Source organism: Streptomyces sp. NPDC047886 (assembly GCF_043204435.1).
Lineage (GTDB): Bacteria > Actinomycetota > Actinomycetes > Streptomycetales > Streptomycetaceae > Streptomyces.
On record NZ_JBIDCF010000007.1, the window covers coordinates 171,258 to 197,055 of the forward strand.

Sequence of the window (25,798 nt, forward strand, 5' to 3'; positions counted from 1 at the left end):
CGCGCGGGCGCCCTCCACGTGGCGGGGCGCCCTCCGCGCGGGGGCCCTCCCACGGACGGGCGCCCTCCGCGCGGGGGCCCTTCCCCGCGCAGGGGGCACCGCGCGGTGGCGCCTTACGGCTTCAGCACCAGATGGTCCTCGGTCGCCGCGTCGACGGCCTTCCTGCCGTAGGCCCAGTCGAGCAGTTCGCCCTTGGCCCACTTGTCCGTCTGGTCGGTGTAGTGGCTGCTGTACGCGTGCCCGGAGGCACCGGTCAGGTTGATCCAGCGGGACTTGTCCCAGTCGCCGACGTTGACCACCATCCGCATGGACGGCACCCACACCACGTCGTAGCCGCCCGCCGCGTTCCAGCCGGTCGCGTTGACGGCCGCCTCGCCGCCCGCCAGGTTCCAGGGGCCCCGGTTCAGCATGAACTTGATGAAGCCGGGCCCCTCGGCGCCCAGCGTCTGGTTGCGCAGGGTCAGCTGGTGCAGCCGGCCCCAGCTCCAGGTGGAGATGTCCTTGCCGAGCTTGGCCGTCAGCTCCCAGCGGGCGTCCTCCATGGCGCGGGCGAGCAGCTGGTCACGGGTCTCGGTCGGCTCGTCCGTACGGTTGGCCGCGGACTGCCACCACGCGTTCTTCTCGTCCTTCAGGAGCGGGCGGACCACCTCGTACCAGCGGTCGCCGCCGTCGGGCTGCGCCTTGTCGGGCGCACGGTGGCCGCACTCCCGGACCAGCTTGTTCTGCTCGTCGACGGGGCTGGTGGAGTCGGCCCGGCGTACGTTGAGGCACTCGCCGCGTACGCGCAGCTCCTTGGGGAGCTTGTTGCCGAACGCCAGCTTGAGGACGTTGCGCCACACCGCGTTGAAGTACGCGGCGGCCGCCGAGTCGGACTCCTGCGTGTAGCGCCAGCCCTCCAGGAGCTTCTGCGCCTCGCGGACGTACGGGTCGGAGATGTCGAGCTTCAGCAGGTGCGGCGTCAGCAGCTTGGCGATCTCGCTGCTGTTGTCCATCTGCATGGTCCGCATGTCATCGGTCGAGATCTTGCCGCCGTCCTTGATCTTCAACTCGATGAGGTCGTTGATCCGCTGGCTGCGGGAGCCGTAGCCCCAGTCCTCGGTGAGGAGGTACGGGTACTTCTCCGCGTCGATCACCGACTGGTTGGCGGTCACGATGTAGCCGCGCGCCGGGTTCTCCTCGTACGGCAGCTCCTGGAACGGGACGAAGCCCTTCCAGCGGTACTTCGGGTCCCATCCGGGCGCGGGCATCGTGCCGTTGTGGCGCTTGTCGCGGACCGGGATCCGGCCGGGCGCCTGGTAGCCGATGTTTCCCTTGGTGTCGGCGTAGATCAGGTTCTGCGACGGCACCTCGAAGTCCCGGGACGCCTCGCGGAACTCCTTGAAGTTCGCGGCCCTGTTCAGCCGGAAGACGGCGTCCATGGACTTGCCCGGGTCCAGCGCGGTCCAGCGCAGGGACACGGCGTAACCCTCGCCCCGGTCGGGCGCCGCGTTGTCGACGGGCGCCTTCTGTCCGACCGTCTCCAGTTCGTCGCTGCGGTCGGAGACGAGGGGGCCGTTCACGGTGGCGCGGACGGTGATGGTCCTGTCGGCGCCGCCCGCGACCTTGATGACCTCGTCACGCGTGGTGAAGGGCCGTTCCCTGCCGCCGTACTGGTAGCCCTGGTCGGTGACCTTCTCCAGGTACAGGTCGGTGACGTCGGCGCCCAGGTTGGTGAAGCCCCAGGCGATGTCCTTGTTGTGGCCGATGACCACACCGGGCATGCCGGAGAAGGTGTATCCGGCCACGTCGTAACGGCACTTGTCCGACACCGCCCGGCAGTGCAGGCCCATCTGGTACCAGAGCGACGGCAGCTGGGGCGCCAGGTGCGGGTCGTTGGCCAGGAGCGGCCGGCCCGTCGTCGTGTACCGGCCGGAGACGACCCACGAGTTGGAGCCGATGCCGTGGCCGCTGGGGCCGAGGAGCGAGGGGACCTCGTCCAGGGCCTGGGAGAGGGCGGAGAGCTGCGTCCGGAAGCCCTCCGAGGTCTGGGAGCCCTGGGTGCCCTGCGAGCCGTTCACGGCGCCCTGGGAGCCTTCGGCGTTCTGGGCGCCCCCGACGGAGGAACCGGCGGAGCCGGACGGGCCGGAGGAGCCCGCGGAGCCCGACGAGCCCTTGGCGGACGCGTCGAACCTCCCGGTCGCCTTGTCCACGCCGCCGCCCTCCACGATCGGGCGGTGCAGGTCGTACGGGTAGGCCGGGTACAGGTCCTTGATCTGCTGCTCGCTGAGCCTGCTGGTCATCAGCGAACGGTCGATCTCGTCCTCCATGTTGCCGCGGAGGTCCCAGGCCATCGCCTTGAGCCAGGCCACCGAGTCGACCGGCGTCCAGGGCTCGACGCGGTAGTCGTTCTCGAAGGCGAGGGCGGCGTATTCGACGGAGATGTCGCGCCCCTCCTTGCCCTTGAGGTAGGCGTTCACACCGGCCGCGTACGCCTGGAGGTTCTTCTTCGTCTCGGCGGACAGCTTGGTGTCGTACTCCTCCTGGGCCACCTTGTGCCAGCCGAGGGTGCGCAGGAACGCGTCCCTGTCGACCTGGCTCTTGCCGAACATCTCGGAGAGCCGGCCGGCCGTGGTGTGGCGCCGGACGTCCATCTCGTAGAACCGGTCCTGCGCGTGGACGTAGCCCTGCGCGCGGAACAGGTCCTCGTCGGTGGAGGCGTAGATCTGCGGAACGCCGTAACTGTCGCGTTTGACGTCCACGGGCCCGGACAGGCCCTCCAACTGCAGCGTGCCGGTGGTCTGCGGGAAGGACGCCCGGACCGTGCTGACGCTCCAGTACGAGCCCCAGACGGCACCCGCGACGAGCGCCAGCGCCAGGACGAGCACGAGCAGACGGGCGCGTCGCCCCTTCTTCTTGGGGGAAGAAGCGGTGACATCGACACTGCCGCCGCTGGGCGGCGTCGTGGACGGGCGGTTGTCGGGCGACGGGCGGGAGGGCATCGCTGTCCTTCGAGGCGCAGGCTGGTCCTGGAGTGCTTGGGAGCAACCATAGGCGCAGCGCCGACCGGGCCCGGACGCGGTGCCGTGAAGGAGGTGCCTCCACGGGACGCCCACGACACCGAAAACCGCCACACAAGGGGCCGGTCCGGCGCCGGTCCAGCCCCCGGTCCATCCCCGCGGGCCGCCTTGGACCGCGGGGATGGACACCGCGGGCCTCCTGGCCCGCACCCCGCTCAGCCCCCCAGGCCGTCCTGGACCGCACCCCGGCCCAGCCGTGCGGGCCGCCCTGGACCGCACCCCGCGCAGCCCCGGAGGCCGTCCTGGACCGCACCCGCGCGGCGCCGCAGGCCGTCCTGCACGCACCCCGCGCGGCGCCGGATGTGCCTCCGGCCCGCCCCGTTCGGCCCGTCTCGCGCATCAGGGATCCGTTAAAGATTAGGTAAGGTAACGAAGTACTGGGGCGTCCAGAACGTCCCGGCATGTACGTGAGGGGAAGGATCGGCCCACTGACTGTCCACCAGCTCAACCAACTCCTGTTCGTCTGCTCGCTCGTGCTGCTCGTCGCCGTCGCGGCCGTGCGCATCTCGTCGCGCAGCGGCCTGCCGAGCCTCCTGCTGTACCTCGGGATCGGCGTCGCCATCGGCCAGGACGGCATCGGCAACGTCGCCTTCGACAACGCCGAGCTGACCCAGGTCATCGGCTACGGCGCGCTCGTCGTGATCCTCGCCGAGGGCGGACTGGGCACGAAGTGGAAGGAGATCCGGCCCGCGCTGCCGGCCGCCGCCGTGCTGTCGACGGCCGGTGTCGCGGTGAGCGTGGGCATCACGGCGGCCGCCGCGCACTATCTGGTCGGGCTGGAGTGGCGGCAGGCGCTGATCATCGGAGCGGTCGTCTCGTCGACGGACGCGGCCGCGGTCTTCTCCGTGCTCCGCAAGGTGCCGCTGCCGTCGAGGGTGACCGGCACCTTGGAGGCGGAGTCGGGCTTCAACGACGCCCCCGTCGTGATCCTGGTGGTCGCCTTCTCGACGGCCGGACCGGTCGAGAGCTGGTATGTCCTGGTCGGCAAGATCGCGCTGGAGCTCGCCATCGGCGCGGGCATCGGCCTCGCGGTGGGCTTCCTCGGCTCGTACGGGCTGCGGCGTGTGGCCCTGCCCGCGTCCGGCCTGTACCCGATCGCCGTCATGGCGATCGCGGTCGTCGCGTACGCGGCCGGCGCCATGGCCCACGGCAGCGGCTTCCTCGCCGTCTACCTGGCCTCCGTGGTCCTCGGCAACGCCCGGCTGCCGCACCAGCCCGCCAACCGGGGCTTCGCGGAGGGACTGGGCTGGATCGCCCAGATCGGGATGTTCGTGCTGCTCGGTCTGCTGGTGACCCCGCACGAACTGATCGACGACTTCTGGCCAGCGATCATGATCGGTCTGGTGCTGACCGTGGTGGCCCGTCCGGTGTCCGTCCTGCTGAGCCTGCTGCCGTTCCGCATCTCGTGGTCCGAGCAGGCCCTGATGTCCTGGGCGGGGCTGCGCGGCGCCGTGCCCATCATCCTGGCGACCATCCCCATGGTCTCCGGGATCGAGGGCAGCGAGAAGGTCTTCAACATCGTCTTCATCCTCGTCGTCGTCTACACGGCGGTGCAGGGCCCGACCCTGCCCTGGCTGGCCAGGGCGCTGCGCCTGGGCGACGCGGCGGAGGCCGCCGACCTCGGTGTCGAATCGGCCCCTCTGGAGCGGCTGCGCGGCCACCTGCTGTCCGTCTCCATCCCGGAGGGATCGAAGATGCACGGCGTCGAGGTCGCGGAGCTGCGGCTGCCCCCGGGCGCGGCGGTCACCCTCGTCGTACGGGACGGCACGAGCTTCGTGCCGTCACCGTCGACCGTGCTCCGTCGCCGGGACGAGCTGCTGGTCGTGGCGACGGACCCGGTACGGGACGCGGCGGAACACCGGCTGCGGGCCGTCGGACAGGGCGGCAAGCTGGCCGGCTGGCTCGGCACGGGCGGCGGACGCGCGACGGACACCCCGCGCGGGCGGCGGACACCGGGCCGCGCGGGCGGGGGCGGTACGGGCGAGGGCCGCGCGGGCGGGGGCCGGGCGGGCCGCAGTCGATCGGGCTGACGCGCGGGGCGTGGCCGGGCGGGCCGGGGCGGGGTCGGCAACCGGGGCGAGGCCGGGGCGGGGCCGGCAACCGGGGGCGAGGCCGGGGCGGGGTCGGCAACCGGGGCGGGGTCGGCAACGGGGGGCGAGGCCAGGGCCGGGCACGACACGGGGACGAGGCTAGGGCAGGCAGGACCCGGGCGGGGCTGGCATGGTGTGCGATCAGAGGTGTCGTACAAGATCCGTCGCGCATTTCACAGGCGTCGCACCCCGATCCCCTGTACCATGAAGGCACACTGATCGACCAACTCTGCCTGACGCAGAGCTGGCGCGACCGTATGGCGGCCGTGAAGCCCTCCGCAGTGGGGCCCGGTATCTACCGCAGTTCCGCGCAAGAGGACAGCTCTCGGCGACTCCCGACACCCAGGGGACGGCGCTACCAGGCGGCAGAAAGGCACGGGCCGTGGCATCCACGGTCACTTCTGACGCGGTCAAGCGTCCCGGCTACGGGCAGCTCCTGCGCACCCCTGGCGCATGGACGTTCCTCCTGCCCGGATTCGCCGCACGCCAGCCGTTCGCGATGCTCACGATCGGCATCGTCCTGCTCGTCCAGCACACCAGCGGTTCATACGGCACCGCCGGCGCCGTCGCCGCCGTCACCGGCGTCTCCATGGCGCTGTTCGCCCCGCAGAGCGGCAAGCTCGCGGACCGCTTCGGGCAGCGTGCCATCCTCGTCCCCGGCGTCCTGGTGCACGTCGCGTCCGTCTCGGCCCTGACGGGCCTGGCCCTCGCCGGCGCCCCCCTGTGGGCGCTGTTCGCCGCCGCCGTACCCACGGGAGCGTCGGTGCCGCAGGTCGGCCCCATGGTGCGGGCCCGCTGGGCGGCCCGCCTGGACGGCTCGCCGCTCATGTCGACGGCGGCCGCGTTCGAATCCGTCACGGACGAGTTCACGTTCGTCGTGGGACCCGTCCTCGCCACCGCGCTGTGCACCGGCGTCCACCCGGCGGCCGGCCTGATCGCCGAGGCGGTGCTGACACTGGCCGGCGGCCTGTTCTTCGCCGCGCAGAAGCGCACCCAGCCCGCCCACGGGCGGCTGTCCGCGTCGTCCGCGCAAGGCCGCGCGTCGGCACTGTCCGTGCCGGGCGTACGCGTCCTCGCGGTGGCGTTCCTCGGGATCGGCTCCGTCTTCGGCGGCATGCAGGTCTCGCTGACCGCGTTCACCGAGGAGATCGGCAACCCGGGCGTGAACGGCCTGCTGTACGGACTGTTCGCGGCCGGCAACATGCTGGCCGGCATCGCCGTCGGCGCCATCGCCTGGAAGATCGGGCCCCGGCGCCGGCTGATCGCCGGATACACCGCCCTGACCGTCGCCGCCTCGCTGCTCTGGGCGGCGCACTCCGTGGCGCTGCTCGGCGTGCTGGGCCTCGTCGTCGGCCTGTGCATCGCGCCCGCGCTGATCAGCGGATACACCCTGGTCGAGGCGCTGGTCCCGGCCTCGGCCCGTACCGAGGCGTTCACCTGGCTGACCGGCGCCGTCGCGCTGGGACAGGCGGCCGCCGTGACCGTCGCCGGGCGGCTGGCCGACGGGTACGGCGCGAGCGCCGGATTCCTGGTGCCGCTGGCCGGTACGGCACTGGCGCTGACCACCCTGCTGGCGCTCCGTTCGCGGCTCACGCCGCGCGTACCGGCACGCACCGTGGCACGTGGCATCGGTCACCGCGTGCCCGTGACGGTGGACTGAACCGACGGAATACGTCACTATGGACCGTCGTTAGCACTCATCGAGTGAGAGTGCCAGGAGGAAGACAAGTGCCGACCTACCAGTACCAGTGCACCGCGTGCGGCGAGGGCCTCGAGGCGGTGCAGAAGTTCACCGATGACGCCCTGACCGAGTGCCCGAGCTGCCAGGGACGCCTGAAGAAGGTGTTCTCCGCGGTCGGCATCGTCTTCAAGGGATCCGGTTTCTACCGCAACGACAGCCGCGGCGCGTCGTCCAGCAGCTCGCCCGCGTCCTCGTCGTCCTCCACGTCCTCGTCGTCGTCCGCTTCGACGTCGACGTCGTCGTCCTCGTCCTCCTCTTCGGACGCGAAGCCCGCGGCGAGCACGTCCGCCGGCTCCGGCTCCGCCGCCTGACCTTCCGCTACGCAGGACCCCGCCGTACGCACGGCGGGGTTCTCGGCGTATCCGGACACGGACGCGCCATGGATGTCCGGACGCCATGGATGTCCGGACGCCATGGATGTCCGGGCCCCATGGATACCTGGGCCCCATGGATACCTGGGCCCCATGGATACCTGGGCCCGATGGATGCCTGGAACGCGATGCACGTCATCGCCGACCGCCTTCGCCCCCGTCTAGGGTGAGCGCATGGCGAACGCAGAGATCGGCGTAATAGGCGGCTCGGGCTTCTACTCGTTCCTGGAGGACGTGACCGAGCTCCAGGTGACGACCCCGTACGGCAGCCCCAGCGACTCCCTCTTCCTCGGCGAGCTGTCCGGGCGCCGTGTCGCGTTCCTGCCCCGGCACGGGCGCGACCACCGCCTCCCGCCGCACCGCATCAACTACCGCGCCAACCTGTGGGCGCTGCGCTCGGTCGGGGTACGGCAGGTCCTCGGGCCGTGCGCGGTCGGCGGCCTGCGCCAGGAGTACGGGCCAGGCACCCTCCTCGTACCCGACCAGCTCGTCGACCGTACGAAGTCGCGCGTCCAGACGTACTTCGACGGGGAGCCGCTTCCGGACGGCACCGTGCCGAACGTCGTGCACACCACGTTCGCCGACCCCTACTGCCCCGACGGGCGAAAGGCCGCGCTGGCGGCCGCGCACGCCCGGGGCTGGTCCGCGGTCGACGGCGGCACCATGGTCGTCGTGGAGGGCCCCCGGTTCTCGACCCGCGCCGAGTCGCGGTGGCACGCGGCGATGGGCTGGTCCGTGGTCGGCATGACGGGGCACCCTGAGGCCGTGCTCGCCCGTGAGCTGGGCCTCTGCTACACGTCGATGGCCCTGGTGACGGACCTGGACGCAGGCGCGGAGACCGGCGAGGGCGTCTCGCACACGGAGGTGCTCCGGGTGTTCGGCGAGAACGTGGAGCGGCTGCGCGAGGTGCTCTTCGACGCGGTCGGCGCGCTGCCCGAGACCGACAGCCGCGCCTGCCTGTGCACGCGGGCACACGACGGCTGGGACCTGGGCATCGAGCTGCCGTAGGGGCCAGGCGCTCGGCGGGAGGGCTAGACGCTCAGCGGTCGTATCTCGGCGCTGGTCCCTCGGTGCAGGGGGCTCGGTGCTAGCGCCTCGGTGCTGGTGGCTCGGTGCTGGTGGCTCGGTGAGGTGGCTCGATGAGGTGGCTCGGTGCTGGCGCCTCGATGCTGATCCCTCGGTGCTCGACGCTGGTCGGGCGGGGCTGCCGTGGTCGGGGCGGGCGACGTGGTCGGGGCCGAGCCGCGGTGGTCGGACGCCGAGCGCGTGACGGTGCCGGTGGGTGGCGGTGGCGGTGGGTGGCGGTGCCGGTGGGGTTGACGGTGGCGGTGGCGGTGGCGTGGCCCGTTCGGGTGACGCGGTTTTCCACAGTCGCACGGCGGTCCACAGGCGGAAGCGGGATCCGCGCAGGAGCGGGATCGTGAGGTCCGTCGGCGAAACCGCCGGCGTCCCCTTCGCAGGTCAGGTGTTCGCCATGACGTCATCCCCGTCGTTCGTTCCCGGTGTCGTTCTCGCTTCCGCTTCTCCCGCTGCCGCTGTCACGCCCACGTCCGCTCCCGCGTCCCTCCCCGCCTCCTCCGTGCCCGAGACCTGCGCCGTGCCGCACTTCGAGCCGTTACGTGTACGCGGTGGTCGCTACCGGCCGAGGTGGGCGCCGCGGCGGCGGCGACGCCTCCTCGCGGCCGGGCTCGCGATGACGGCCGCGGCGGTCGCCGTCACCGGGTTCCGGGAACCGGTCGCCGCGGTGCCGCCATCGTCCGACCGGCCGGGTGAGGTCGCGGCGGCGCGGGAACCGGAAGGGAAACCCGTCGAGACGGTGTCCGCGCCGGTAAGGATCGCGGACAGCGCGGCGGTACGGCTGCTGCGGCCAGGCGACCGCGTGGACGTGATCGCCGCGCCCGGTGCGCCCCTCGGTTCCGGTCCGGGCGGTGGCGGAGGCGGGGACGGCCCGCGTGTGGTGGCGACCGGGGCCCGGGTGGCCCAGGTTCCCCGCCCCGACGAGGTGGCCGCCGACGGAGGCGGTGCGCTCGTGGTGCTGTCCCTGCCACGCGCGCAGGCAGCCGAGCTCGCCGGCGCGGGTGTCACAGCGCGGCTGGCGGTGACATTGTGCTGATCCGCACTCGCACGCACGCGCAGTCGAGTAACCGGTCCGTGTGTACCGATTGGACGCTTATGCGCCAGGCACGGCGTAATGGCTGCGCCAACTGCACATGCGACGAAAGGCACCGCGGTGAGCCAGGAGAACAGGGCGAGCTTGCTGGAGGGCTTCAAGGCCTTCCTGATGCGCGGGAACGTGGTCGATCTGGCGGTCGCGGTCGTGATCGGCGCCGCGTTCACCAACATCGTCAACTCCGTGGTGAAGGGAGTCATCAGTCCGATCATCGGCGCGTTCGGCACCAAGAACCTGGACAGCTACCAGTTCTGTCTCAAGGCGCCCTGCGTGGTGGAGAACGGGGAGGTCACGACCGGCGTCGCCATCCTGTGGGGCTCGGTGCTCAGTGCGACCCTGTCATTCCTGATCACCGCGGCCGTCGTCTACTTCCTGATGGTGCTGCCCATGGCGAAGTACCTGGCGAGGAAGGCCGCCCGGGAGAAGCTGGACGACGAGGTGAAGGAGACCCTGGAGGTCACGGAGCTGGAGGTGCTCAAGGAGATCCGCGACGCGCTCGTCCACCAGCGCGGCCCCGGGGCGAGCGCCGGCGCGAGGACGCCGTAACCCCGAGGGCTCACAGGTGGTGCGGCGGCTTCTCGTCCAGGAACCGCGCCAGGTCGGAGTTGTCTCCGTCCGGAGCCCGCTCGCCCCACCCACGGTCCGTATCGTCCGCGGACTGCTGGTCCAGCGGATCGTCGAAGTTCAGGGCCGGCGTCTTCTTCCGCGGCGTCGGGCCGGGCTTCGCGGCGCGCGGTCCGGGGGTGGGGGCGGTGCTCATACCCCCAGCGTACGCCGCGTGCCGACGGGCCCAGTAACACGGCGACGGCGACCAAGGCGGGCCCCCTGAAGCACACGAAGCACACCGGCAGCAGCCGGGGCGGCGTGTCACGGAGACCTCCCAGCGCATCGCCGACGAGCTGCTCCGGCAGGGCGGGCTCGACTGGCTGCGCACCGCTCTGGGCGAGGGAACCTCCTGAGCCGGGGCCGCCGCCCGTGTGTGACGACGGCCCTCACCCTTCCTGCTCCCTCCCCCGCGCGTGGGAGAGGGAAGGCGGCCGCCCTCCCCCGCGCGTGGGAGAGGGAAGGCGGCCGCCCTCCCCCGCGCGTGGGAGTAGGGAAGGCGGCTCGCCTCAGCCCGGCCCCGGATCCGGCGGCGTCGCCACCCGTGCTCGGGTTCAGACCGCGTGCAGGCCGTGGCTGGTGAAGATCTCGCGGGCGGCGGCGACCTGTTCCGGGGTGGGGGACGGGGTGTCGTGGAGGACGAACGGCTTGCCGAGGGCCTCCCACTTGGGTTCGCCCAGCTTGTGGAAGGGCAGCACGTCCACGCGGGAGACGTTGCCGAGGGTCGCGGCGAACGCGGCGACGCCGTCGATGTTCGCCGGGTCGTCGGTCAGGCCCGGCACCAGGACGAAGCGGACGTGGACGTCCTTGTCGAGGGCGGCGAGGCGACGGGCGAAGTCGAGGGTGGGCTCCAGCGGGCGGCCGGTGACCTTGCGGTAGGTGTCGCGGTCCCAGGACTTGATGTCGAGGAGGACGAGGTCGACGTCCCGCAGCAGCGCGTCGGTGGCGCGGGCGCCGAGGAAACCGGAGGTGTCGAGCGCGGTGTGCAGGCCCAGTTCGTGCTTGAAGCGGTGGAACAGTTCACCGGCGAACACCGGTTGAAGCAGCGGTTCGCCGCCGCTGATGGTGGCGCCGCCACCCGAGGCGCGGATGAACGCCGTGTACTTCGCGGCCTCGGCGACGATCTCGTCGGCGTGCACCCGGCGGCCGTTGCGGATCTGCATCGTGTCCGGGTTGTGGCAGTACAGGCAGGCCAGCGGGCAGCCGGCGAGGAAGGTGACGAACCGGGTGCCGGGGCCGTCCACGCCGGTGGACAGGTCCCAGGAGTGCACCGATCCGACCGCCGGGCGGTGGGTCGCGGCTGCCGCCGGTGTGACCGGGATGTCCGAGCCGATGAGCACGGCCATGGCAGGGCCTCCTCTTGCGGGAAAGCGGGGTGGAGGGTGGGTGGGATGGGGTGGGGCAGAGGGTGGGGGGGAGGGGAGGGGCCCCTCCCCCGTCCCCGGGTTACAGGGAGCCGTGGAACGTGCGGTTCAGTACGTCCAGTTGCTGTTCCCTGGTCAGCCGTACGAAGTTGACCGCGTATCCGGAGACCCGGATGGTGAGCTGCGGGTACTTCTCCGGGTGTTCCATGGCGTCGAGCAGCGTGTCCCGGTTGAGGACGTTGACGTTCATGTGGAAGCCGTCGACCGTCATGTAGCCGTCGAGGACGCCCGCGAGGTTGCGGATCCGCTCCTCCGGGGTGCGGCCCAGGCCGTCGGGGGTGACGGTGTTGGTGAGGGAGATGCCGTCCTCGGCGTCCTCGTAGGGCAGCTTGGCGACCGACAGGGCCGAGGCGACGTAGCCGTGGGTGTCCCGGCCGTTCATGGGGTTGGCGCCCGGGGAGAACGGTTCGCCGGCGCGGCGGCCGTCGGGGGTGTTGCCGGTCTTCTTGCCGTACACGACGTTGGACGTGATGGTCAGCACGGACTGGGTGTGCTCGGCGTTCCGGTAGGTCTCGTGCTTCCGGACCTTCCGCATGAACGAGCGGACGAGTTGGACGGCGAGGGCGTCGACGCGTTCGTCGTTGTTGCCGTAGGCCGGGTAGTCGCCCTCGATGGTGTAGTCGGTGGCGAGGCCCGTGTCGTCGCGGTGCGCGGTGACCTTCGCGTACTTGATGGCGGCGAGGGAGTCCGCGGCGACCGACAGGCCGGCGATGCCGCAGGCCATGGTGCGGCGGACGTCACGGTCGTGGAGGGCCATCTCCAGGCGTTCGTACGCGTACTTGTCGTGCATGTAGTGGATGACGTTCAGCGCGTGGACGTAGACCTCGGCGAGCCACTCCATCTGCTGGTCGAACTTGGCCATCACCTCCTCGTAGTCGAGTACGTCGGAGGTGATCGCGCCGGTCTCGGGTCCGACCTGCTCGCCGGACTTCTCGTCGCGGCCGCCGTTGACGGCGTACAGGAGGGTCTTGGCGAGGTTGACGCGGGCGCCGAAGAACTGCATCTGCTTGCCGACGGGCATCGCGGAGACGCAGCAGGCGATGGCGGTGTCGTCGCCGAAGCGGGGCCGCATCAGCTCGTCCGACTCGTACTGCACGGACGAGGTGTCGATGGAGACCTTCGCGCAGAACTCCTTGAAGCCCTGCGGGAGGCGCGGCGACCAGAAGACCGTCATGTTCGGCTCGGGGGCCGGGCCGAGGTTGTAGAGGGTCTGGAGGTAGCGGAAGGACGTCTTGGTGACGAGGGGGCGGCCGTCCTCGCCGATGCCGCCGATGGATTCGGTGACCCAGGTCGGGTCGCCGGAGAAGAGCTCGTCGTATTCGGGGGTCCGCAGGAAGCGGACGATGCGGAGCTTGATGATGAAGTCGTCGACGAGTTCCTGGGCCTGCTCTTCGGTGAGCCGTCCGGCTTCGATGTCGCGCTGCAGGTACACGTCGAGGAACGTGGAGGTCCGGCCGAGGGACATGGCGGCGCCGTTCTGCTCCTTCACGGCGGCCAGGTAGGCGAAGTACAGCCACTGGACGGCTTCGCGGCCGGTGGTGGCGGGGCCGGAGATGTCGTGCCCGTAGGAGGCGGCCATCCGCTTGAGTTCGCCGAGCGCGTTGATCTGTTCGGCGAGTTCCTCGCGCAGCCGGATGGTCTCCTCCAGGGAGCGGCCGCCGGCCGGGAGGGCGTTGAGCTCCTCCTTCTCGTCCCGCTTGGCCTGGATGAGCCGGTCGACGCCGTAGAGGGGGACGCGGCGGTAGTCGCCGATGATGCGGCCGCGGCCGTAGGCGTCGGGGAGTCCGGTGACGATGCCTGCCTTGCGGGCGGCGCGGATCTCGGGGGTGTAGGCGTCGAAGACGCCCGCGTTGTGGGTCTTGCGGTACTCGGTGAAGATCTTCTCGAGTTCCGGGGAGACCGGGTAGCCGTACGTCTGGAGTGCGCCGGCGACCATGCGCCACCCGCCGTAGGGCATGATCGCGCGCTTGAGCGGGGCGTCGGTCTGGAGACCGACGATGAGTTCCCTGTCGCGGTCGATCCAGCCGGGCGCGTGCGCGGTGATGGAGGCGGGGATGTCGTGGGCGATGTCGTACACGCCCTTGGCCCGTTCCTCCGGGAACTTGTCCGTCAGTGCCTTCCAGACGGCGGTGGTGCGCTCGGTGGGGCCGGTGAGGAAGGAGTGGTCGCCTTCGTACGGGGTGTAGTTCTGCTGGATGAAGTCGCGGACGTCGATGGCGTCGCGCCACAGCCCGCCCTTGAATCCTTCCCAGGGCCCGCCGTTCACGGTTGCTTCCGCAGGTGCAGTCATCGCCCGCGCCTTCCTCAGTCGCTTCGGTGGTTCATCGGCGTCGATCGTTCATGGCGTCGATCGCTTCTCTTCCATTGCACTGCGGTGAGGGCGCGCGGGGGCTGAGCGTTGGTCCTCGTTTACGGCCCGAAGGTCCTGCGGAGGTGGTGACACCTCCAGCAGGACCTTCCTGACCTGGGCTTTTGCGTTGCCTTCCGTCCTCGGTCGGCTTTGTGAACTACTTCACGATGTCGGTACGGGAGGCTGTCGACGGCTCTCGGGCGGGCGGTGGCCGGCCGGCGGCCAGGGGTCAGCCGGCGGCCAGGGGTCAGCTGGGCGCCTCCGCGCCCTTGCGGGCGTAGTACCACCACGTCACGACGACGCATCCGACGTAGAAGGCGACGAAGCCCCACATGGCGCTGGTCACCGCGATCGATCCGAAGAGGGCCGGGATGAAGAAGAAGCCGTACGCCGCGATCGCGGAGGTGAATCCGGTGACGGCTCCGGACTCCATCTCGGCCTGCTTGAGTGCCGCCGCGTACTCGGGCGTGCCCTCCTCCAGGCTCTTGAGGTGGGTGCCGCGGAAGATCACCGGTATCTGGCGGAACGTCGATCCGTTGCCGATGCCGGAGAAGAGGAACGCGGTGAGGAAGCAGAAGAAGAAGCCGTAGAAGCTGCCGTCGGCGCCCTCCGCGCCGCCGGGGAGGAAGTTGATCACTCCGACGATGGCGATCGCCATGCCCGTGAAGGACAGGATGGTGACGCGGGCGCCGCCCAGCTTGTCGGCGATCCAGCCGCCGGCCCACCGGGAGAGTGCGCCGACGGCCGGGCCCATCCAGGCGTACGTGGCGACCGAGTAGTCCGGGAACGTGGTCTTGATCAGCATCGGCAGGGCGGCGGCGAAGCCGATGAAGGAGCCGAAGGTTCCGATGTAGAGCCAGGTCATCAGCCAGGTGTGCTTACGCCGGAAGATGACCTTCTGCTTGGCGAACGGGGTGGCCGCGACCTTCAGGTCGTTCTGGCCGAACCAGGCCACCAGCGCCAGCGTGATGATCACCGGGATCCACAGGAACGCGGCGTTCTGGAGGTGGACCGGTGTGCCGTCCGCCTTGTGCTGCGCCGAGCCGACGGCGAGCACGGAGCTGGTGATCACGATCGGTGTGACCAGCTGGACGACGGAGACACCGAGGTTGCCGAGGCCGCCGTTGATGCCGGCGGCGTTGCCCTTCTCGCGCTTCGGGAAGAAGAAGCCGATGTTCGCGAGGGAGGAGGCGAAGTTGGCGCCGCCGATGCCGCAGAGTGCGGCGATGGCGACCATCACCCCGTACGGGGTGTCGGGGTTCTGGACGGCGATGCCGAGCCAGATCAGGGGGACGATCAGCACCACCGTGGACAGGGCGGTGAAGCGGCGCTGCCCGACCATGGGGCCGAGGAACGTGTAGAAGATCCGGGCGGTGCCGCCGGTGAGGCCAGGGACGGCGGTCAGCCAGAACAGCTGGGACGTGCTGTAGGAGAAGCCGACGTCCTTGAGGTTCGTGGCGGTGACGCTCCACACCTGCCAGACCACGAAGGCCACGAGCAGGGCGGGCACGGCGATCCACAGGTTGCGAGTGGCGACCCGCTTGCCGGTGGTCTTCCAGAAGTTGTCGTTCTCCGGCTCCCAGTGGGTGATCCGTCGGCCGGGGCGGTACTGGTCTGGGTCGGGGGTGGGTGGCTCTGGTCTGCCCGGGGGCGTCGGTACGGCGTCCTGGAGGACGGAACTCATGGCTCATCCTGGTGGTTCGAGGCTGCGGGTCCTTGCCCGTCCAGGCTGGTGGCCGGGGCGGGGGCGGGGCAGAGCCGATGGTCGTCACCCGGTACGGGCCCATGGTCCCGAGGGTCGGTGCCTGTCGGCTCCCACCGGGGTCCGGTCGGGGCCACGGGCGACCGACCGGTCGGGGTGACGGGTGACCGGCCGGGCGGGGCCACGGGACAGGCCGGGCGGGGCCACGGGCAGCGCCCGCCGGTCGGGCGGGGGGCTGGCGCGTCTCGGCGTACCCGGCGGGGCGTTCTGGTGTCCTGGGAGGCATGACTTCGACACCCGGCGCGGGGTCCGCGCCGCCGCCCGTACGGCCTCTGGTGTCGCGCGACCGCGACGAGGTCCACCGCGGCGCCACACCTCTGGAGCTCTTCTTCGACCTCTGCTTCGTCGTCGCGGTGGCGCAGGCGGGCGCGCAGTGGGTGCACGCCGTCGCCGAGGGGCACGCCGGGGAGGGGATCCTGGACTACGCGATGGTGTTCTTCGCCATCTGGTGGGCGTGAACCAACGCAACAGCACCTCAGCGCGGGGCCTTTGGCCAGCGCAGACGAACAGCGAAGGCCCCGCCCATGCGCCCCGGGGGAAGCGCACAGACGGGGCCGTCCAGGGGGCCTACAGGGCCGCGCTCAGCCTCTCGCAGACCTCGGCGCTGGTAGGCCGATCAGCGGGCGAACGACTGAGCATGTGAGGGATGAGACGCCCAAGCACGCCGGGCATGTCCACAGTGCGGTGAGGGCCCGCCACGATGGCCCCACGCTGCTCTTCTCGGGAAGCGTCATCGGGGTAGGCCACATGCCGCCATCCCGTCGCGCTGATGAACAGGGCAGCCCCCAGCGCGTACACGTCGGCTTCCTGCGTCGGCGTCGCCGTCCCCGAATCCACCACGCTGGCCGAGATCTCCGGCGCTTCGTAGTGCACGAGACAGCCCCGGTACGGAAAGTCGTAGGCACGGGGGATCCGGCCCCCACTGGACAGCGCAAGATCGATCAGGAACGCACCGCCCGACTCACCCAAGAGGAAGTGCGCGGGCTGAACGTCCCCGTGCACCCATCCCATGCCGTGCAATGCCGACAGGGCCACGGCGCACGAAAGCGCCTCTCCGACGTCCGGTTCAGCCTTCCCGATCCGGCAGGGTGCCCACCGGTCATAGAGGCTGTCCCCGCGTCGCCACGGTTGAGCACCCCACGTCCCATGCTCCCATTCCCCGCTGAAAATCCGTTCACGGGTGAGCTGGCGCAGTACGGCCGCTTCACGAGCAGGAGCCAGCGCGGTCCATGCGTGCGTCCGACTCGGGTAGCCGACTTTCACCGCGTACGGACCGGCCTCCGTCTTCACCTTCCACACGGACGAACCGCGCCGGTTGAGCACCAGTTCGGCCGGTCCCGGATTCAGCAATTGCAGCGCACCGGGCGGCGGATCGTACGGCCCTTCAAAGATCATTCTGTACCCTCTAACAGCGGGGCCAGCCCTCACAGTTGAGGACCGACCCCTTGCCCTGTTGTGGTCGGGCCGGTTGTCAGACCGCCCGGTAGTCCCGCCCGCAGTCGGAGTCACACTGCGCGGCATTCTCGCCGTTCACGGTCCACAGGTCATCCATGACCACGAACCCACCGGCCTTGATCGCGTGCGCGGTCGCCTGTACCTCCTCCGGGACCCTGCCCCCGCCATCCGGGCGCGGGTTGTGCTCCAGGAACCGGCCCGCGTACTTCTCGCAGAACTCGCGGTAGTCGGCGGTGTGCAGGATGAACGAGTGAAGCGCGCCGTCGACGTCGTCGCTCGGAACCATCTTCACCGTGGCCGTACCGACCGTGGCGAGGAAAGCGATGGCCTGATCGGTCGCGCGCTCCGCCTTCTCCTGGTCGTACCCGAAGTGCACCACGGTGAATTCCGCGATGCTGTCGAACAGGGCCCTGTCGACCAGCGCGCGGCCGGTCTGAAGGTCGTTCACGGTTGCCGTCATGGCTGTGCCTCCTTGTGTTGGATGAGCTGTTCCGCAACGTGCCGAACGAGGACAGGGGCTGCCCGCCTTATGGCGGCCTCCCACTCCCGGGCCTCCCGCTCCGCGAGGATGCGCACTAAACCGGTGTTGGCGGTGACCACAGCGGCGCTGAGGGCATCGGACTGGTATGCCTCCCTCAGGTTCTCCGGGTCCACCTCCCACTCCCGTCCACCGTTCAGCGGGCGGAGTTGGTAGCGCGGGCCCACATGGCCCATGACGCGCCCCACGCGCCCCTTGGAGACGTCCAGCGCCGTTTCCCCCGCCTCCCACTGTCGGGGGTGCTCACGTGCGCTCTCAGGGCTGCTCATGGCTGCACCTCTCGTGCTCGTCCGGCTGCTCACAGAAGGCAACCGCGTAACCACAGCAGAGCGGTACCGTTGCGACAGCGGCAGGACTTAAGAGCTTTAAGCGGCTTCACAGCGCGGAGAGTTGAGGGCCAGTGGCTACACCGGAACCGAACGAGGGGCTAGAGCGCCTGTACCGGGAAACCGGCTGGACGCTGCGTCAGTTCGCGCAGGAGATCAACAAGCTAGGAACGGAGAGCAGGACGCCCCTTCGATACCGAGAGCCATCGGTGCATCAGTGGCTCAAGGGACACAAGCCGAAAGAGGACGTACGCCCGCTGATCTTGGAAGCCCTCGCCCGCAGGTTGCGCCGCCCCGTCACTGCCAGCGAGGCGGGATTCCCCCCGGCTCCCGGAGATCAGCAAGCCGGCCCAGTACGGTGGAAGGGTTGTTGGATCTGGGGAGGCAAGGCATGGACCCATCCCGTCGGAGCGTTCTCGGGGTCGGCCTGTTCTCCGTCGCGCTGACAATTCCGAACTGGCCCGATGCCATCGGCCGCATGGAAGCCTTTCAGAAGGGCCACGTTCAGCGCATAGGAATGGCGGACGTTCAGACCGTTGCTGCCATGACCGAACGGATCTCTGCCCTTGACGACCAGTTCGGCGGTCGAACGGCCCGCCCTATGGCTGCGGCATTCCTAGTGAACACAGCCGCCCCGTACCTGCGGGCAGAGGCACCCGACAACGTGCGCAAAGCAATGATGGGCGCCGTTTCGGATCTCTGCTACCTCACGGGCTACATGGCGGTAGATGAGGGGCTGCACGGATTGGCCCAGCGCTACTACCTCAAGGCGCTTGAGCTTGCCGGGGCTTCCGAGGATCACCTCACGTTCTGCACCACACTGCGGGGCATGAGCGTTCAAGCCGTCGATTTGGGGCACGGCGTGGAAGCGATGAGGCTTGCGGATGCTGCCGCTGCCGCTTCGCCCAAAGCAGGTCCGCGAATGCGTGCTTTCCTCGCCGGACAGCAAGCCCATGCGGCAGCGCAGACTGGTGACCGAGTTGCCGCACAGGCGTATCTCAAGGAAGCCGAAGTGGCCATGGAAAAGGCCGAGTCCCAGCCCAAGGCCTTCGGGTCGTACGACCCTTCCTCGCTGCTCTACCACACGAGCCAAGTGCGTTTCGAATTGGGCGACATCGCTGGATCGATCGCAGCAATGCAGCAGTCAGACAAGATTCGCCACAGCGTGTATCGGCGGGCCCGCGTCCGGCATCGCTGCACTCTTGCCGAAAGGCAGCTTGACCTAGGCCACCTTGAGGCAGCGTGCCAGACGTGGACGCTCGCGTTGGACGACTACCCGAGTCTGCACTCCGGCCGGGCGGATGACCGCATCAAGACCATGCACAGCCGAATTCGCCCCTTCATGAAGAACCCCACAGCGCGGGATCTTTATGAACGGGCACGGCTGGTGACGCCCTCGAACCTGCTACCAGCCTAGGAATCGAAGGGGCTTGAACCCCTTGTGCCGCAAGGATTCCCGCTGAGCAAGCCCCAGATGCCGGCGGATTCCCCGCCTCTATTTCAAGGCGGTTGCCGGGAACACGCAAGGCCCCCGATGACCAGCCCAGTGAGGGGCAGGCATCGGGGGCCTAGTCTTTGGCGTGCACCTTCGCGGGACCGTGGGCGGTGCCGGCGGCTGGTGGGGTGGCTGTGCTGGCGGTGGCGGCGGGTGTCACGTTGACGGCGCGGATGTCCGCCGCGTGAGGGCCGTGGTACGCAGGGGGCATGGCTTCCCATGACGCTTGGTTCACGGACGGGTGCACGGATGGGTGCGCGGGCGGGTGTACGGGGGCGTGCGCGGGCGGGTGTACGGGCGGGTTCGTCAGCGGATCGGCGGGCGCGTTGACGGGCGGGTTGACGGATGTGGCCGGTCTGCGGGTCGGTCACGCCCGGGTGCCGGGTGACGGCGCGCTCAGCGGGACGACGGTCGTTCTGGCGCCTGAGGGCGGGGCGGTCGCGGCGGTGGACGTGCGGGGCGGTGGCCCGGGTACGCGCGAGACGGACGCGCTGGATCCGAGGAACCTGGTGCAGCGTGTCGAGGCGGTGGTGCTGACGGGTGGCAGCGCGTACGGGCTGGACGCGGCGGGCGGTGTGATGGCGTGGCTGGAGGAGCGGGGCAGGGGGGTGCGGGTGGGGCCGGATCCGTCGCAGGTGGTTCCGGTGGTGCCGGCGGCGTGCGTGTTCGACCTGGGGCGTGGTGGTGACTGGAGGGCCCGGCCCGACGCGTCGACGGGGCGGGCGGCGGTGGAGGCGGCGGCCGCGGCGGAGCCGGGCGGTCCGGTGGAGTGCGGGGATGTGGGTGCCGGTACGGGGGCGGTGATCGGCGGGCTGAAGGGGGGTGTCGGTACGGCGGGCGTGGTGTTGCCGTCGGGGGTGACGGTGGCGGCGCTGGTGGTGGCCAACGCGGTGGGTGAGGCGGTGGATCCGGTGACGGGTGTGTTGTTCGGGGCGTACGGGGACGCCGGTGGGGGCGGGGACGCCGGTGGGGGCGGGGGCGCGGCCGGTCGCGGGGGACGCGGAGGCGGCGAGGGTGGCGGGGGCGCTGATGGGGCCGGCCGGGTTCGGTATCCGGATCCGGAGGTGCACGCGGCGGCGGTGCGGCGGCTGGCGGAGGCGCGGGCGCGCAGCGGTGTGCCGCCGATGAACACGACGCTCGCGGTCGTCGGGACGGACGCGGAGCTGACCCGGGCGCAGGCGCAGAAGCTCGCGGGGACGGCGCACGACGGTATCGCGCGCGCCGTGCGGCCGGTGCACCTGCTCAACGACGGCGACACCGTGTTCGCGCTCGCCACCGGCGCGCGCCCCCTGGGCGACCCGGCGGACCCGTTGGCGCTCAACGGGGTGCTGGCGGCCGGTGCGACCGTGGTGACCAGGGCTATCGTCCGTGCCGTGCTGGCCGCGCGGTCGGTGGAGGGGCCTGGTGGCGACTTCCCCTCGTACCGCGACCTGTACGGGGCGCGCGCCGCCGAATGAGCACGCCCGCCGAGGTGTTGACGGGGGGCGCACGGGAACTCCTTCTGTGCGCCCTTCGTTTCGCAGAAGCCGGACGCGTTGTCAGACCCAGGCACTACCTTGAGCAAGCATCGAGTGACACGCGGCGACGGCCTGGAGACCCTCTTGAACGATGCGAACGATCCTGACGGCCTGTACGAGCCGACCGAGACGCACCTGGAGCGGCTCCTGGGCCGTGCGCTGAACTCCTTCGAGCTGCCCGACTCCGTGGTGGAGCGGCTGGGCACGGCTCTGGCGCACGCGAGTTCCCTGCACGCGTCGCACCACAGTGCCGCGCTGCACCGGGCGACGTACCGCCATACGTATCTGCTGGCGGACGGGACCGCGGTGACGCTGTGGGAGCTGGTGCACGGCTCCGGCCGGGCCGGTGGTGAGCAGCACGAGGTGTACGCGGACGAGGCGGATCTGCGGCTGGCGGCGGCACGGCTGGTGGCGGATTCCGGGGCCGACCCGTCGGTGGAGCTGGGGGCCGGGTTCCCCGATCCGCTGACGGATGATCTGGACGCGGATCTGGAGCTGCTCAGCGCCCTGCTGGCCCGTCCGGTGGAGCCGCCGCCGCGGCGGTATGTGCCGGACGATTCGGCGGATCACGCGCGGCGGGTGCTGCGCCGTGCGGAGAACGCGGACCGGCCGGGCGAGGCGGTCGCGGCGCGGTTGCGGGCGGCGTTCGCGCATCACATCCGGCAGGTGTTCGGGCGGCAGTGCCGGGTGGCGGGGAAGGACGCCGGGTTCACGCTGTACGAGCACGCGTTCCTGCTGCTGGACGGGGACGAGGTCAGTGTGTGGGAGGTGGAGCACACGGCGACGCCGGACGGCCGGCACATGTGCGAGGTGTACGACGACGAGCGCACCGCACGCGCGGCGATGGAGCTCCGCGCGCGGGTGCGCTGACGTCCTGCTGGTGGCGCCGGGCCCCCGAGGGGCCGCCGGCGGTGGCCCGGCGCCGGCCGGTGGGATCAGGCGACGACGGCGACCGGCCGGTCGGCGTCCTTGCCCGGTTCGGCGGTGCCGTTGTCGGCGCCGGGGACGGGGGCCTTGCGGGCGCCCTTGAGGAGGAGCACCAGGGTGGTGCTGACGACGGTTCCGGCGAGGATGGCGACCAGGTAGAGCAGCGGGTTGCCGATCAGCGGGACGACGAAGACGCCGCCGTGCGGGGCTCGCAGGGTGCATTCGAAGGCCATCGACAGGGCGCCGGTGACGGCGCCGCCCGCCATCACGGACGGGATGACGCGCAGCGGGTCGGCGGCGGCGAAGGGGATGGCGCCCTCGGAGATGAAGGAGGCGCCGAGCACCCAGGCGGCCTTGCCGTTCTCGCGTTCGGCCTTGGTGAACAGCTTGCCGCGTACGGCGGTGGCGAGGGCCATCGCGAGCGGTGGGACCATTCCGGCGGCCATCACGGCGGCCATGACCTTCAGTGAGCCCTCGTTGGGGTTGGCGAGGCCGCCGATCGCGAAGGTGTAGGCGACCTTGTTGAGCGGTCCGCCGAGGTCGAAGCACATCATCAGGCCGAGGATGACGCCGAGGACGATGGCGTTGGCGCCGGAGAGGCCGGACAGCCAGTCGGTGAGCGCCTTCTGGAGGGAGGCGATGGGCTTGCCGATGACGAGGAACATCAGGAAGCCGGTGACGGCCGAGGCGACGAGCGGGATGACGACCACGGGCATGATGCCCCGTAGTGCGGCGGGCACTCTGAGCCGCTGGATGGCCATGACGACGGCGCCGGCGATGAGACCGGCGGCGAGGCCGCCGAGGAATCCGGCGTTGATGGTGAGGGCGACGGCGCCGCCGACGAAGCCGGGGACGAGTCCTGGCCGGTCGGCCATGCCGTAGGCGATGTAGCCGGCGAGGACGGGGACGAGGAAGCCGAAGGCGAGGGCGCCGATCTGGAAGAGGAGCGCGGCCCAGCTGTCGACCTGTCCCCAGGCGAAGTGTTCGGCGACGGACGGGGCTTCGTTGATGTCGTAGCCGCCGATGGCGAAGCCGAGGGCGATGAGGAGGCCGCCTGCGGCGACGAACGGCACCATGTAGCTGACGCCGCTCATGAGCCACTTGCGCAGCTTGGTGCCGTAGCCCTCGCCGGGTTCGCCGGCCGCGTCGACCGGGGTGGCGCCGGCGGCGGGGGCGGCGGTCGTCTCGCCGCGGGCGGCTCTGGCGCGGACCTCGGCGATGAGGGCGGGGGCGCGGTTGATACCGGCCTTGACGCCGACGTCGACGGTCGGCTTCCCGGCGAAGCGTTCCTTCTCGCGTACGGGCACGTCATGGGCGAAGATCACGGCGTCGGCGGCGGCGATGAGGGCCGGGTCGAGCCGGGTGAACCCGGCGGAGCCCTGGGTCTCGACGGTGACCTCGATCCCGGCTTCCTGGCCGGCCCGCTCCAGCGACTCGGCCGCCATGTAGGTGTGGGCGATGCCGGTGGGGCAGGAGGTGACGGCGACGATCCGGAACGGGCCCGCGTCGGCCCCGGAGGCCCCGGACGCCCCGGCCTGAGCCAGGGGTTCCGGCTCCGGCTCCGGTGTGTCCTCGCCCCGGATCAGCGCCGCCGCCCGGGAGGCGGACGCCGTCGAGCGGAGCGCCGTCGTGAACGCGTCGTCCATGAGGCGGCGCGCCAGCGACGACAGGATCGTCAGGTGCGCGTCGTCGGCGCCCGCGGGGGCGGCGATCAGGAAGACCAGGTCGGCGGGGCCGTCGGGTGCGCCGAAGTCGATGCCCCGGGCCGACCGGCCGAAGGCCAGGGTGGGTTCGGTGACATGGGCGCTGCGGCAGTGCGGGATGCCGATGCCGCCGTCGAGGCCGGTCGGCATCTGGGCTTCGCGCGCGGCCACGTCGGCGAGGAAGCCGTCGAGGTCGGTGACGCGCCCCTGCGCGACCATGCGTTCGGCGAGCGAACGAGCCGCTTCGTCCTTGGTGTGTGCGGCCAGGTCGAGATCGACCAGGTCCGCGGTGATCATGTCGCTCATCGCGGGTTCCTCTGTGCTCGTCACTCGGTGAGTGCTCGGTCGAGGGGTACGTCGGCGGTCACGGTGACCGCCGCCGGGTCCAGGTCGGCGGGCGTCGGCATCTCGCTGCCGGGCAGTCGGACGGCGGCCGCGCCGTGCGCGACGGCCGCCGCGAGGGCGTCGGGGCCCTCGCCGCCCGCGGCGAGGAAGCCCGCGAGGGAGGCGTCTCCGGCGCCCACGTTGCTGCGTACGGCGGAGACGGTGGCGTTGCCGTAGAGGACGCCGGTGCCGGAGACGAGGAGCTGGCCGTCCGCGCCGAGGCTGGCGAGTACGGTGCCGGCGCCGGCCGCGCGCAGTTCCTCGGCCGCCTTGACGGCGTCGCCGATGGTGGCCAGGGGGCGGCCGACGGCTTCGGCGAGCTCCTCCACGTTGGGTTTGACCACGTCGGGCCGGGCGCGCAGCGCGAACAGCAGGGACGGTCCTGAGGTGTCCAGCGCGATCCGGGAGCCGTGGCCGTGGGCGCGGGTGACGAGGTCGGCGTACCAGGCGGGGGTCAGGCCGGGCGGGAGGCTGCCGCAGCAGGCGATCCAGTCGGCGGCGGGCGAGTAGGCGCCGACGGTCTGCAGGATGGCCTCGGCCTCGCGGGGGGTCAGCTTCGGACCCGGGGCGTTGATCTTGGTGAGGGTGCCGTCGGGTTCGGCGATCGCGATGTTGGACCGGGTGTGGCCGGTGACGGGTACGGGGGCGACCTCGATGTCCTGGGCGGCGAGGAGTTCCGCGACGAGGGCGCCGGGGGCGCCGCCGAGGGGGACGACGGCGATGGTGTGGCGCCCGGCGGCGGCGACGGCCCGGGAGACGTTGACGCCCTTGCCGCCCGGGTCCACGCGTTCGCCGGTGGCGCGCAGCACCTCGCCGCGCTCCAGGCCCGGCACCTCGTACGTGCGGTCCAGGGAGGGGTTGGGGGTGACGGTGAGGATCATGCGCGTACGACTTCCGTTCCTGCGGCCTCGATGGCCGCGGCGTGCTCGGGGCTGAGTCCGCTGTCGGTGATGAGCAGGTCGACGTCGGTCAGGTCGCCGAACCGGGCGAAGTGGTCCTCGCCGTGCTTGGCGGAATCGGCGAGCAGGACGACGCGCCGGGCTGCGGCGACGGTGGCGCGCTTGACGGCGGCCTCGGCGAGGTCGGGGGTGGTCAGGCCGTGGGCGAGGGAGAAGCCGTTGGTGCCGAGGAAGACGACGTCGGCGCGGATCTGTCCGTAGGACTGCAGGGCCCAGGCGTCCACGGCGGCGCGCGTACGGTGCCGGACGCGTCCGCCGACGAGGTGGAGGGCGATGCCGGGGTGGTCGGCGAGCCGGGCGGCGGCGGGCAGGGCGTGCGTGACGACGGTGAGCGGGCAGTCCAGCGGCAGGGCGGCGGCGAGCCGGGCGACGGTGGAGCCGGCGTCGAGGATGACGCTGCCGTCGTCGGGCAGTTCGGCGAGGGCGGCGCGTGCGATGCGGTCCTTCTCGTCGGCCGCCGTGGACTCGCGTTCGGCGAGGTCCGGTTCGAAGTCGAGGCGTCCCGCCGGGATGGCGCCGCCGTGCACACGGCGGACGAGGCCGGCCCGGTCGAGCGACTTGAGGTCGCGCCGGATCGTCTCGGCGGTGACCTGGAACTCCTCCGCGAGGGAGAGCACGTCGACCCGGCCGCCCTCGCGGGCGAGGCGGAGGATCTCCTGCTGGCGTTCCGGTGCGTACATGTCCGTTTACATCCGTTCCATGACCGAACCTGTGGTTCTGGTGGCAGACTACGCCTCGATTTCCGGGAAGTAAACAGATCCGGGCATGAAACAGGCACACTCGGGCGCCGGCGGTCCGTCGGCTTCGCGCCCGGTGTCCAGCACAGCGCCTCCAGCACAGCGCCTCCGGCACAGCGCCTCCGGCACAGCGCCTCCAGCACAGCGCCGACGCCCGGCCGGGGATGGTCCCCGGCCGGGCGTCGGTCTG

Annotated in this window: 20 protein-coding genes and 1 pseudogene; 10 read left to right on the top strand and 11 right to left on the bottom strand. The window is 71.1% G+C overall.

The window, feature by feature from the left end:
- Positions 1-113 precede the first annotated feature (113 nt).
- Positions 114-2,978: a penicillin acylase family protein gene (locus ACGF5U_RS23620; protein WP_392715133.1), complete on the bottom strand. Its 2,865-nt coding sequence runs from the start codon at positions 2,976-2,978 to the stop codon at positions 114-116.
- A 479-nt stretch (positions 2,979-3,457) separates the two neighbouring features.
- Here ACGF5U_RS23620 and ACGF5U_RS23625 point away from each other — a divergent pair, with 479 nt between their 5' ends.
- From ACGF5U_RS23625 to mscL, 6 genes are all read left to right on the top strand, one after another.
- Entirely contained in the window at positions 3,458-5,086 is a 1,629-nt protein-coding gene (locus tag ACGF5U_RS23625; RefSeq protein WP_392715134.1) for a potassium/proton antiporter, read from the top strand.
- A 442-nt stretch (positions 5,087-5,528) separates the two neighbouring features.
- Positions 5,529-6,806 carry an MFS transporter gene (locus ACGF5U_RS23630; protein ID WP_392715135.1) on the top strand — a complete coding sequence of 426 codons (1,278 nt, stop codon included), beginning with the start codon at positions 5,529-5,531 and terminating at the stop codon, positions 6,804-6,806.
- Between the two features lie 68 nt (positions 6,807-6,874).
- The gene (locus ACGF5U_RS23635; protein WP_392715136.1) at positions 6,875-7,198 is read left to right on the top strand and encodes an FmdB family zinc ribbon protein; all 324 of its coding nucleotides are present in this window, start codon (positions 6,875-6,877) and stop codon (positions 7,196-7,198) included.
- A 234-nt stretch (positions 7,199-7,432) separates the two neighbouring features.
- On the top strand, positions 7,433-8,266 hold the full coding sequence (locus tag ACGF5U_RS23640; protein ID WP_392715137.1) for an S-methyl-5'-thioadenosine phosphorylase: 834 nt from the start codon (positions 7,433-7,435) through the stop codon (positions 8,264-8,266).
- Between the two features lie 466 nt (positions 8,267-8,732).
- A complete protein-coding gene (locus ACGF5U_RS23645; RefSeq protein WP_392715138.1) occupies positions 8,733-9,371 on the top strand; it encodes a hypothetical protein in 639 nt (212 codons plus the stop codon).
- A gap of 117 nt (positions 9,372-9,488) precedes the next feature.
- Complete coding sequence (gene mscL, locus ACGF5U_RS23650; protein WP_392715139.1) at positions 9,489-9,974, top strand: large conductance mechanosensitive channel protein MscL; 486 nt, start codon at positions 9,489-9,491, stop codon at positions 9,972-9,974.
- A 10-nt stretch (positions 9,975-9,984) separates the two neighbouring features.
- Here the strand turns inward: mscL and ACGF5U_RS23655 are convergent, their stop codons facing one another.
- From ACGF5U_RS23655 to ACGF5U_RS23670, 4 genes are all read right to left on the bottom strand, one after another.
- The gene (locus ACGF5U_RS23655) at positions 9,985-10,188 is read right to left on the bottom strand and encodes a hypothetical protein (RefSeq protein WP_392715140.1); all 204 of its coding nucleotides are present in this window, start codon (positions 10,186-10,188) and stop codon (positions 9,985-9,987) included.
- Between the two features lie 397 nt (positions 10,189-10,585).
- Positions 10,586-11,377 carry a pyruvate formate-lyase-activating protein gene (pflA, locus tag ACGF5U_RS23660; RefSeq protein WP_392715141.1) on the bottom strand — a complete coding sequence of 264 codons (792 nt, stop codon included), beginning with the start codon at positions 11,375-11,377 and terminating at the stop codon, positions 10,586-10,588.
- 100 nt (positions 11,378-11,477) lie between these two features.
- The gene (gene pflB / locus ACGF5U_RS23665; RefSeq protein ID WP_392715142.1) at positions 11,478-13,745 is read right to left on the bottom strand and encodes a formate C-acetyltransferase; all 2,268 of its coding nucleotides are present in this window, start codon (positions 13,743-13,745) and stop codon (positions 11,478-11,480) included.
- A 307-nt stretch (positions 13,746-14,052) separates the two neighbouring features.
- A complete protein-coding gene (locus ACGF5U_RS23670; protein ID WP_392715143.1) occupies positions 14,053-15,489 on the bottom strand; it encodes a NarK family nitrate/nitrite MFS transporter in 1,437 nt (478 codons plus the stop codon).
- Between the two features lie 302 nt (positions 15,490-15,791).
- On the opposite strand from ACGF5U_RS23670, the pseudogene ACGF5U_RS23675 reads away from it, so the two are divergent.
- Positions 15,792-16,022 (top strand): annotated as a pseudogene (locus tag ACGF5U_RS23675) (low temperature requirement protein A); the annotation flags it as partial.
- Between the two features lie 112 nt (positions 16,023-16,134).
- On the opposite strand, the gene ACGF5U_RS23680 reads toward ACGF5U_RS23675, so the two are convergent.
- From ACGF5U_RS23680 to ACGF5U_RS23690, 3 genes are all read right to left on the bottom strand, one after another.
- Positions 16,135-16,962 (bottom strand): protein kinase, encoded by an 828-nt coding sequence (locus ACGF5U_RS23680; protein ID WP_392715144.1) that lies wholly within the window; start codon positions 16,960-16,962, stop codon positions 16,135-16,137.
- Between the two features lie 76 nt (positions 16,963-17,038).
- Positions 17,039-17,482, bottom strand: coding sequence for a hypothetical protein (locus ACGF5U_RS23685; protein ID WP_392715145.1), 444 nt, complete (start codon positions 17,480-17,482; stop codon positions 17,039-17,041).
- Positions 17,479-17,829: a hypothetical protein gene (locus ACGF5U_RS23690; protein WP_392715146.1), complete on the bottom strand. Its 351-nt coding sequence runs from the start codon at positions 17,827-17,829 to the stop codon at positions 17,479-17,481. Before ACGF5U_RS23690 ends, ACGF5U_RS23685 begins: the two co-directional genes overlap by 4 nt.
- Before the next feature lie 448 nt (positions 17,830-18,277).
- On the opposite strand from ACGF5U_RS23690, the gene ACGF5U_RS23695 reads away from it, so the two are divergent.
- The 3 genes from ACGF5U_RS23695 (at position 18,278) to ACGF5U_RS23705 (ending at position 21,768) form a co-directional block, all read left to right on the top strand.
- Complete coding sequence (locus ACGF5U_RS23695; RefSeq protein ID WP_392715147.1) at positions 18,278-19,303, top strand: transcriptional regulator; 1,026 nt, start codon at positions 18,278-18,280, stop codon at positions 19,301-19,303.
- 425 nt (positions 19,304-19,728) lie between these two features.
- The gene (locus ACGF5U_RS23700) at positions 19,729-20,838 is read left to right on the top strand and encodes a P1 family peptidase (protein ID WP_392715242.1); all 1,110 of its coding nucleotides are present in this window, start codon (positions 19,729-19,731) and stop codon (positions 20,836-20,838) included.
- 144 nt (positions 20,839-20,982) lie between these two features.
- A complete protein-coding gene (locus ACGF5U_RS23705) occupies positions 20,983-21,768 on the top strand; it encodes a DUF6227 family protein (protein ID WP_392715148.1) in 786 nt (261 codons plus the stop codon).
- A 65-nt stretch (positions 21,769-21,833) separates the two neighbouring features.
- Here the strand turns inward: ACGF5U_RS23705 and ACGF5U_RS23710 are convergent, their stop codons facing one another.
- Genes ACGF5U_RS23710 through ACGF5U_RS23720 form a run of 3 tightly spaced genes read right to left on the bottom strand, consistent with a single transcriptional unit; the run spans position 21,834 to position 25,551 of the window.
- On the bottom strand, positions 21,834-23,834 hold the full coding sequence (locus ACGF5U_RS23710; RefSeq protein WP_392715149.1) for a fructose-specific PTS transporter subunit EIIC: 2,001 nt from the start codon (positions 23,832-23,834) through the stop codon (positions 21,834-21,836).
- Positions 23,835-23,854: 20 nt separating this feature from the next.
- The gene (gene pfkB, locus ACGF5U_RS23715; RefSeq protein ID WP_392715150.1) at positions 23,855-24,793 is read right to left on the bottom strand and encodes a 1-phosphofructokinase; all 939 of its coding nucleotides are present in this window, start codon (positions 24,791-24,793) and stop codon (positions 23,855-23,857) included.
- Positions 24,790-25,551, bottom strand: a complete 762-nt coding sequence (locus tag ACGF5U_RS23720; RefSeq protein ID WP_392715151.1) for a DeoR/GlpR family DNA-binding transcription regulator — start codon at positions 25,549-25,551, stop codon at positions 24,790-24,792. The genes pfkB and ACGF5U_RS23720 overlap by 4 nt, the downstream gene beginning before the upstream one ends.
- Positions 25,552-25,798 lie beyond the last annotated feature (247 nt).

Excerpts from the sequence above, each read along its gene's own strand:
- ACGF5U_RS23640 (WP_392715137.1), top strand. The coding sequence starts at position 7,433 with ATGGCGAACGCAGAGATCGGCGTAATAGGCGGCTCGGGCTTCTACTCG.
- ACGF5U_RS23655 (WP_392715140.1), bottom strand. The coding sequence starts at position 10,188 with ATGAGCACCGCCCCCACCCCCGGACCGCGCGCCGCGAAGCCCGGCCCG.
- ACGF5U_RS23710 (WP_392715149.1), bottom strand. The coding sequence starts at position 23,834 with ATGAGCGACATGATCACCGCGGACCTGGTCGATCTCGACCTGGCCGCA.
- ACGF5U_RS23695 (WP_392715147.1), top strand. The coding sequence starts at position 18,278 with ATGGACCCATCCCGTCGGAGCGTTCTCGGGGTCGGCCTGTTCTCCGTC.
- ACGF5U_RS23685 (WP_392715145.1), bottom strand. The coding sequence starts at position 17,482 with ATGACGGCAACCGTGAACGACCTTCAGACCGGCCGCGCGCTGGTCGAC.
- ACGF5U_RS23625 (WP_392715134.1), top strand. The coding sequence starts at position 3,458 with ATGTACGTGAGGGGAAGGATCGGCCCACTGACTGTCCACCAGCTCAAC.
- ACGF5U_RS23720 (WP_392715151.1), bottom strand. The coding sequence starts at position 25,551 with ATGTACGCACCGGAACGCCAGCAGGAGATCCTCCGCCTCGCCCGCGAG.
- pfkB (WP_392715150.1), bottom strand. The coding sequence starts at position 24,793 with ATGATCCTCACCGTCACCCCCAACCCCTCCCTGGACCGCACGTACGAG.
- ACGF5U_RS23680 (WP_392715144.1), bottom strand. The coding sequence starts at position 16,962 with ATGATCTTTGAAGGGCCGTACGATCCGCCGCCCGGTGCGCTGCAATTG.
- pflB (WP_392715142.1), bottom strand. The coding sequence starts at position 13,745 with ATGACTGCACCTGCGGAAGCAACCGTGAACGGCGGGCCCTGGGAAGGA.
- ACGF5U_RS23690 (WP_392715146.1), bottom strand. The coding sequence starts at position 17,829 with ATGAGCAGCCCTGAGAGCGCACGTGAGCACCCCCGACAGTGGGAGGCG.
- pflA (WP_392715141.1), bottom strand. The coding sequence starts at position 11,377 with ATGGCCGTGCTCATCGGCTCGGACATCCCGGTCACACCGGCGGCAGCC.
- ACGF5U_RS23645 (WP_392715138.1), top strand. The coding sequence starts at position 8,733 with ATGACGTCATCCCCGTCGTTCGTTCCCGGTGTCGTTCTCGCTTCCGCT.
- ACGF5U_RS23670 (WP_392715143.1), bottom strand. The coding sequence starts at position 15,489 with ATGAGTTCCGTCCTCCAGGACGCCGTACCGACGCCCCCGGGCAGACCA.
- ACGF5U_RS23620 (WP_392715133.1), bottom strand. The coding sequence starts at position 2,978 with ATGCCCTCCCGCCCGTCGCCCGACAACCGCCCGTCCACGACGCCGCCC.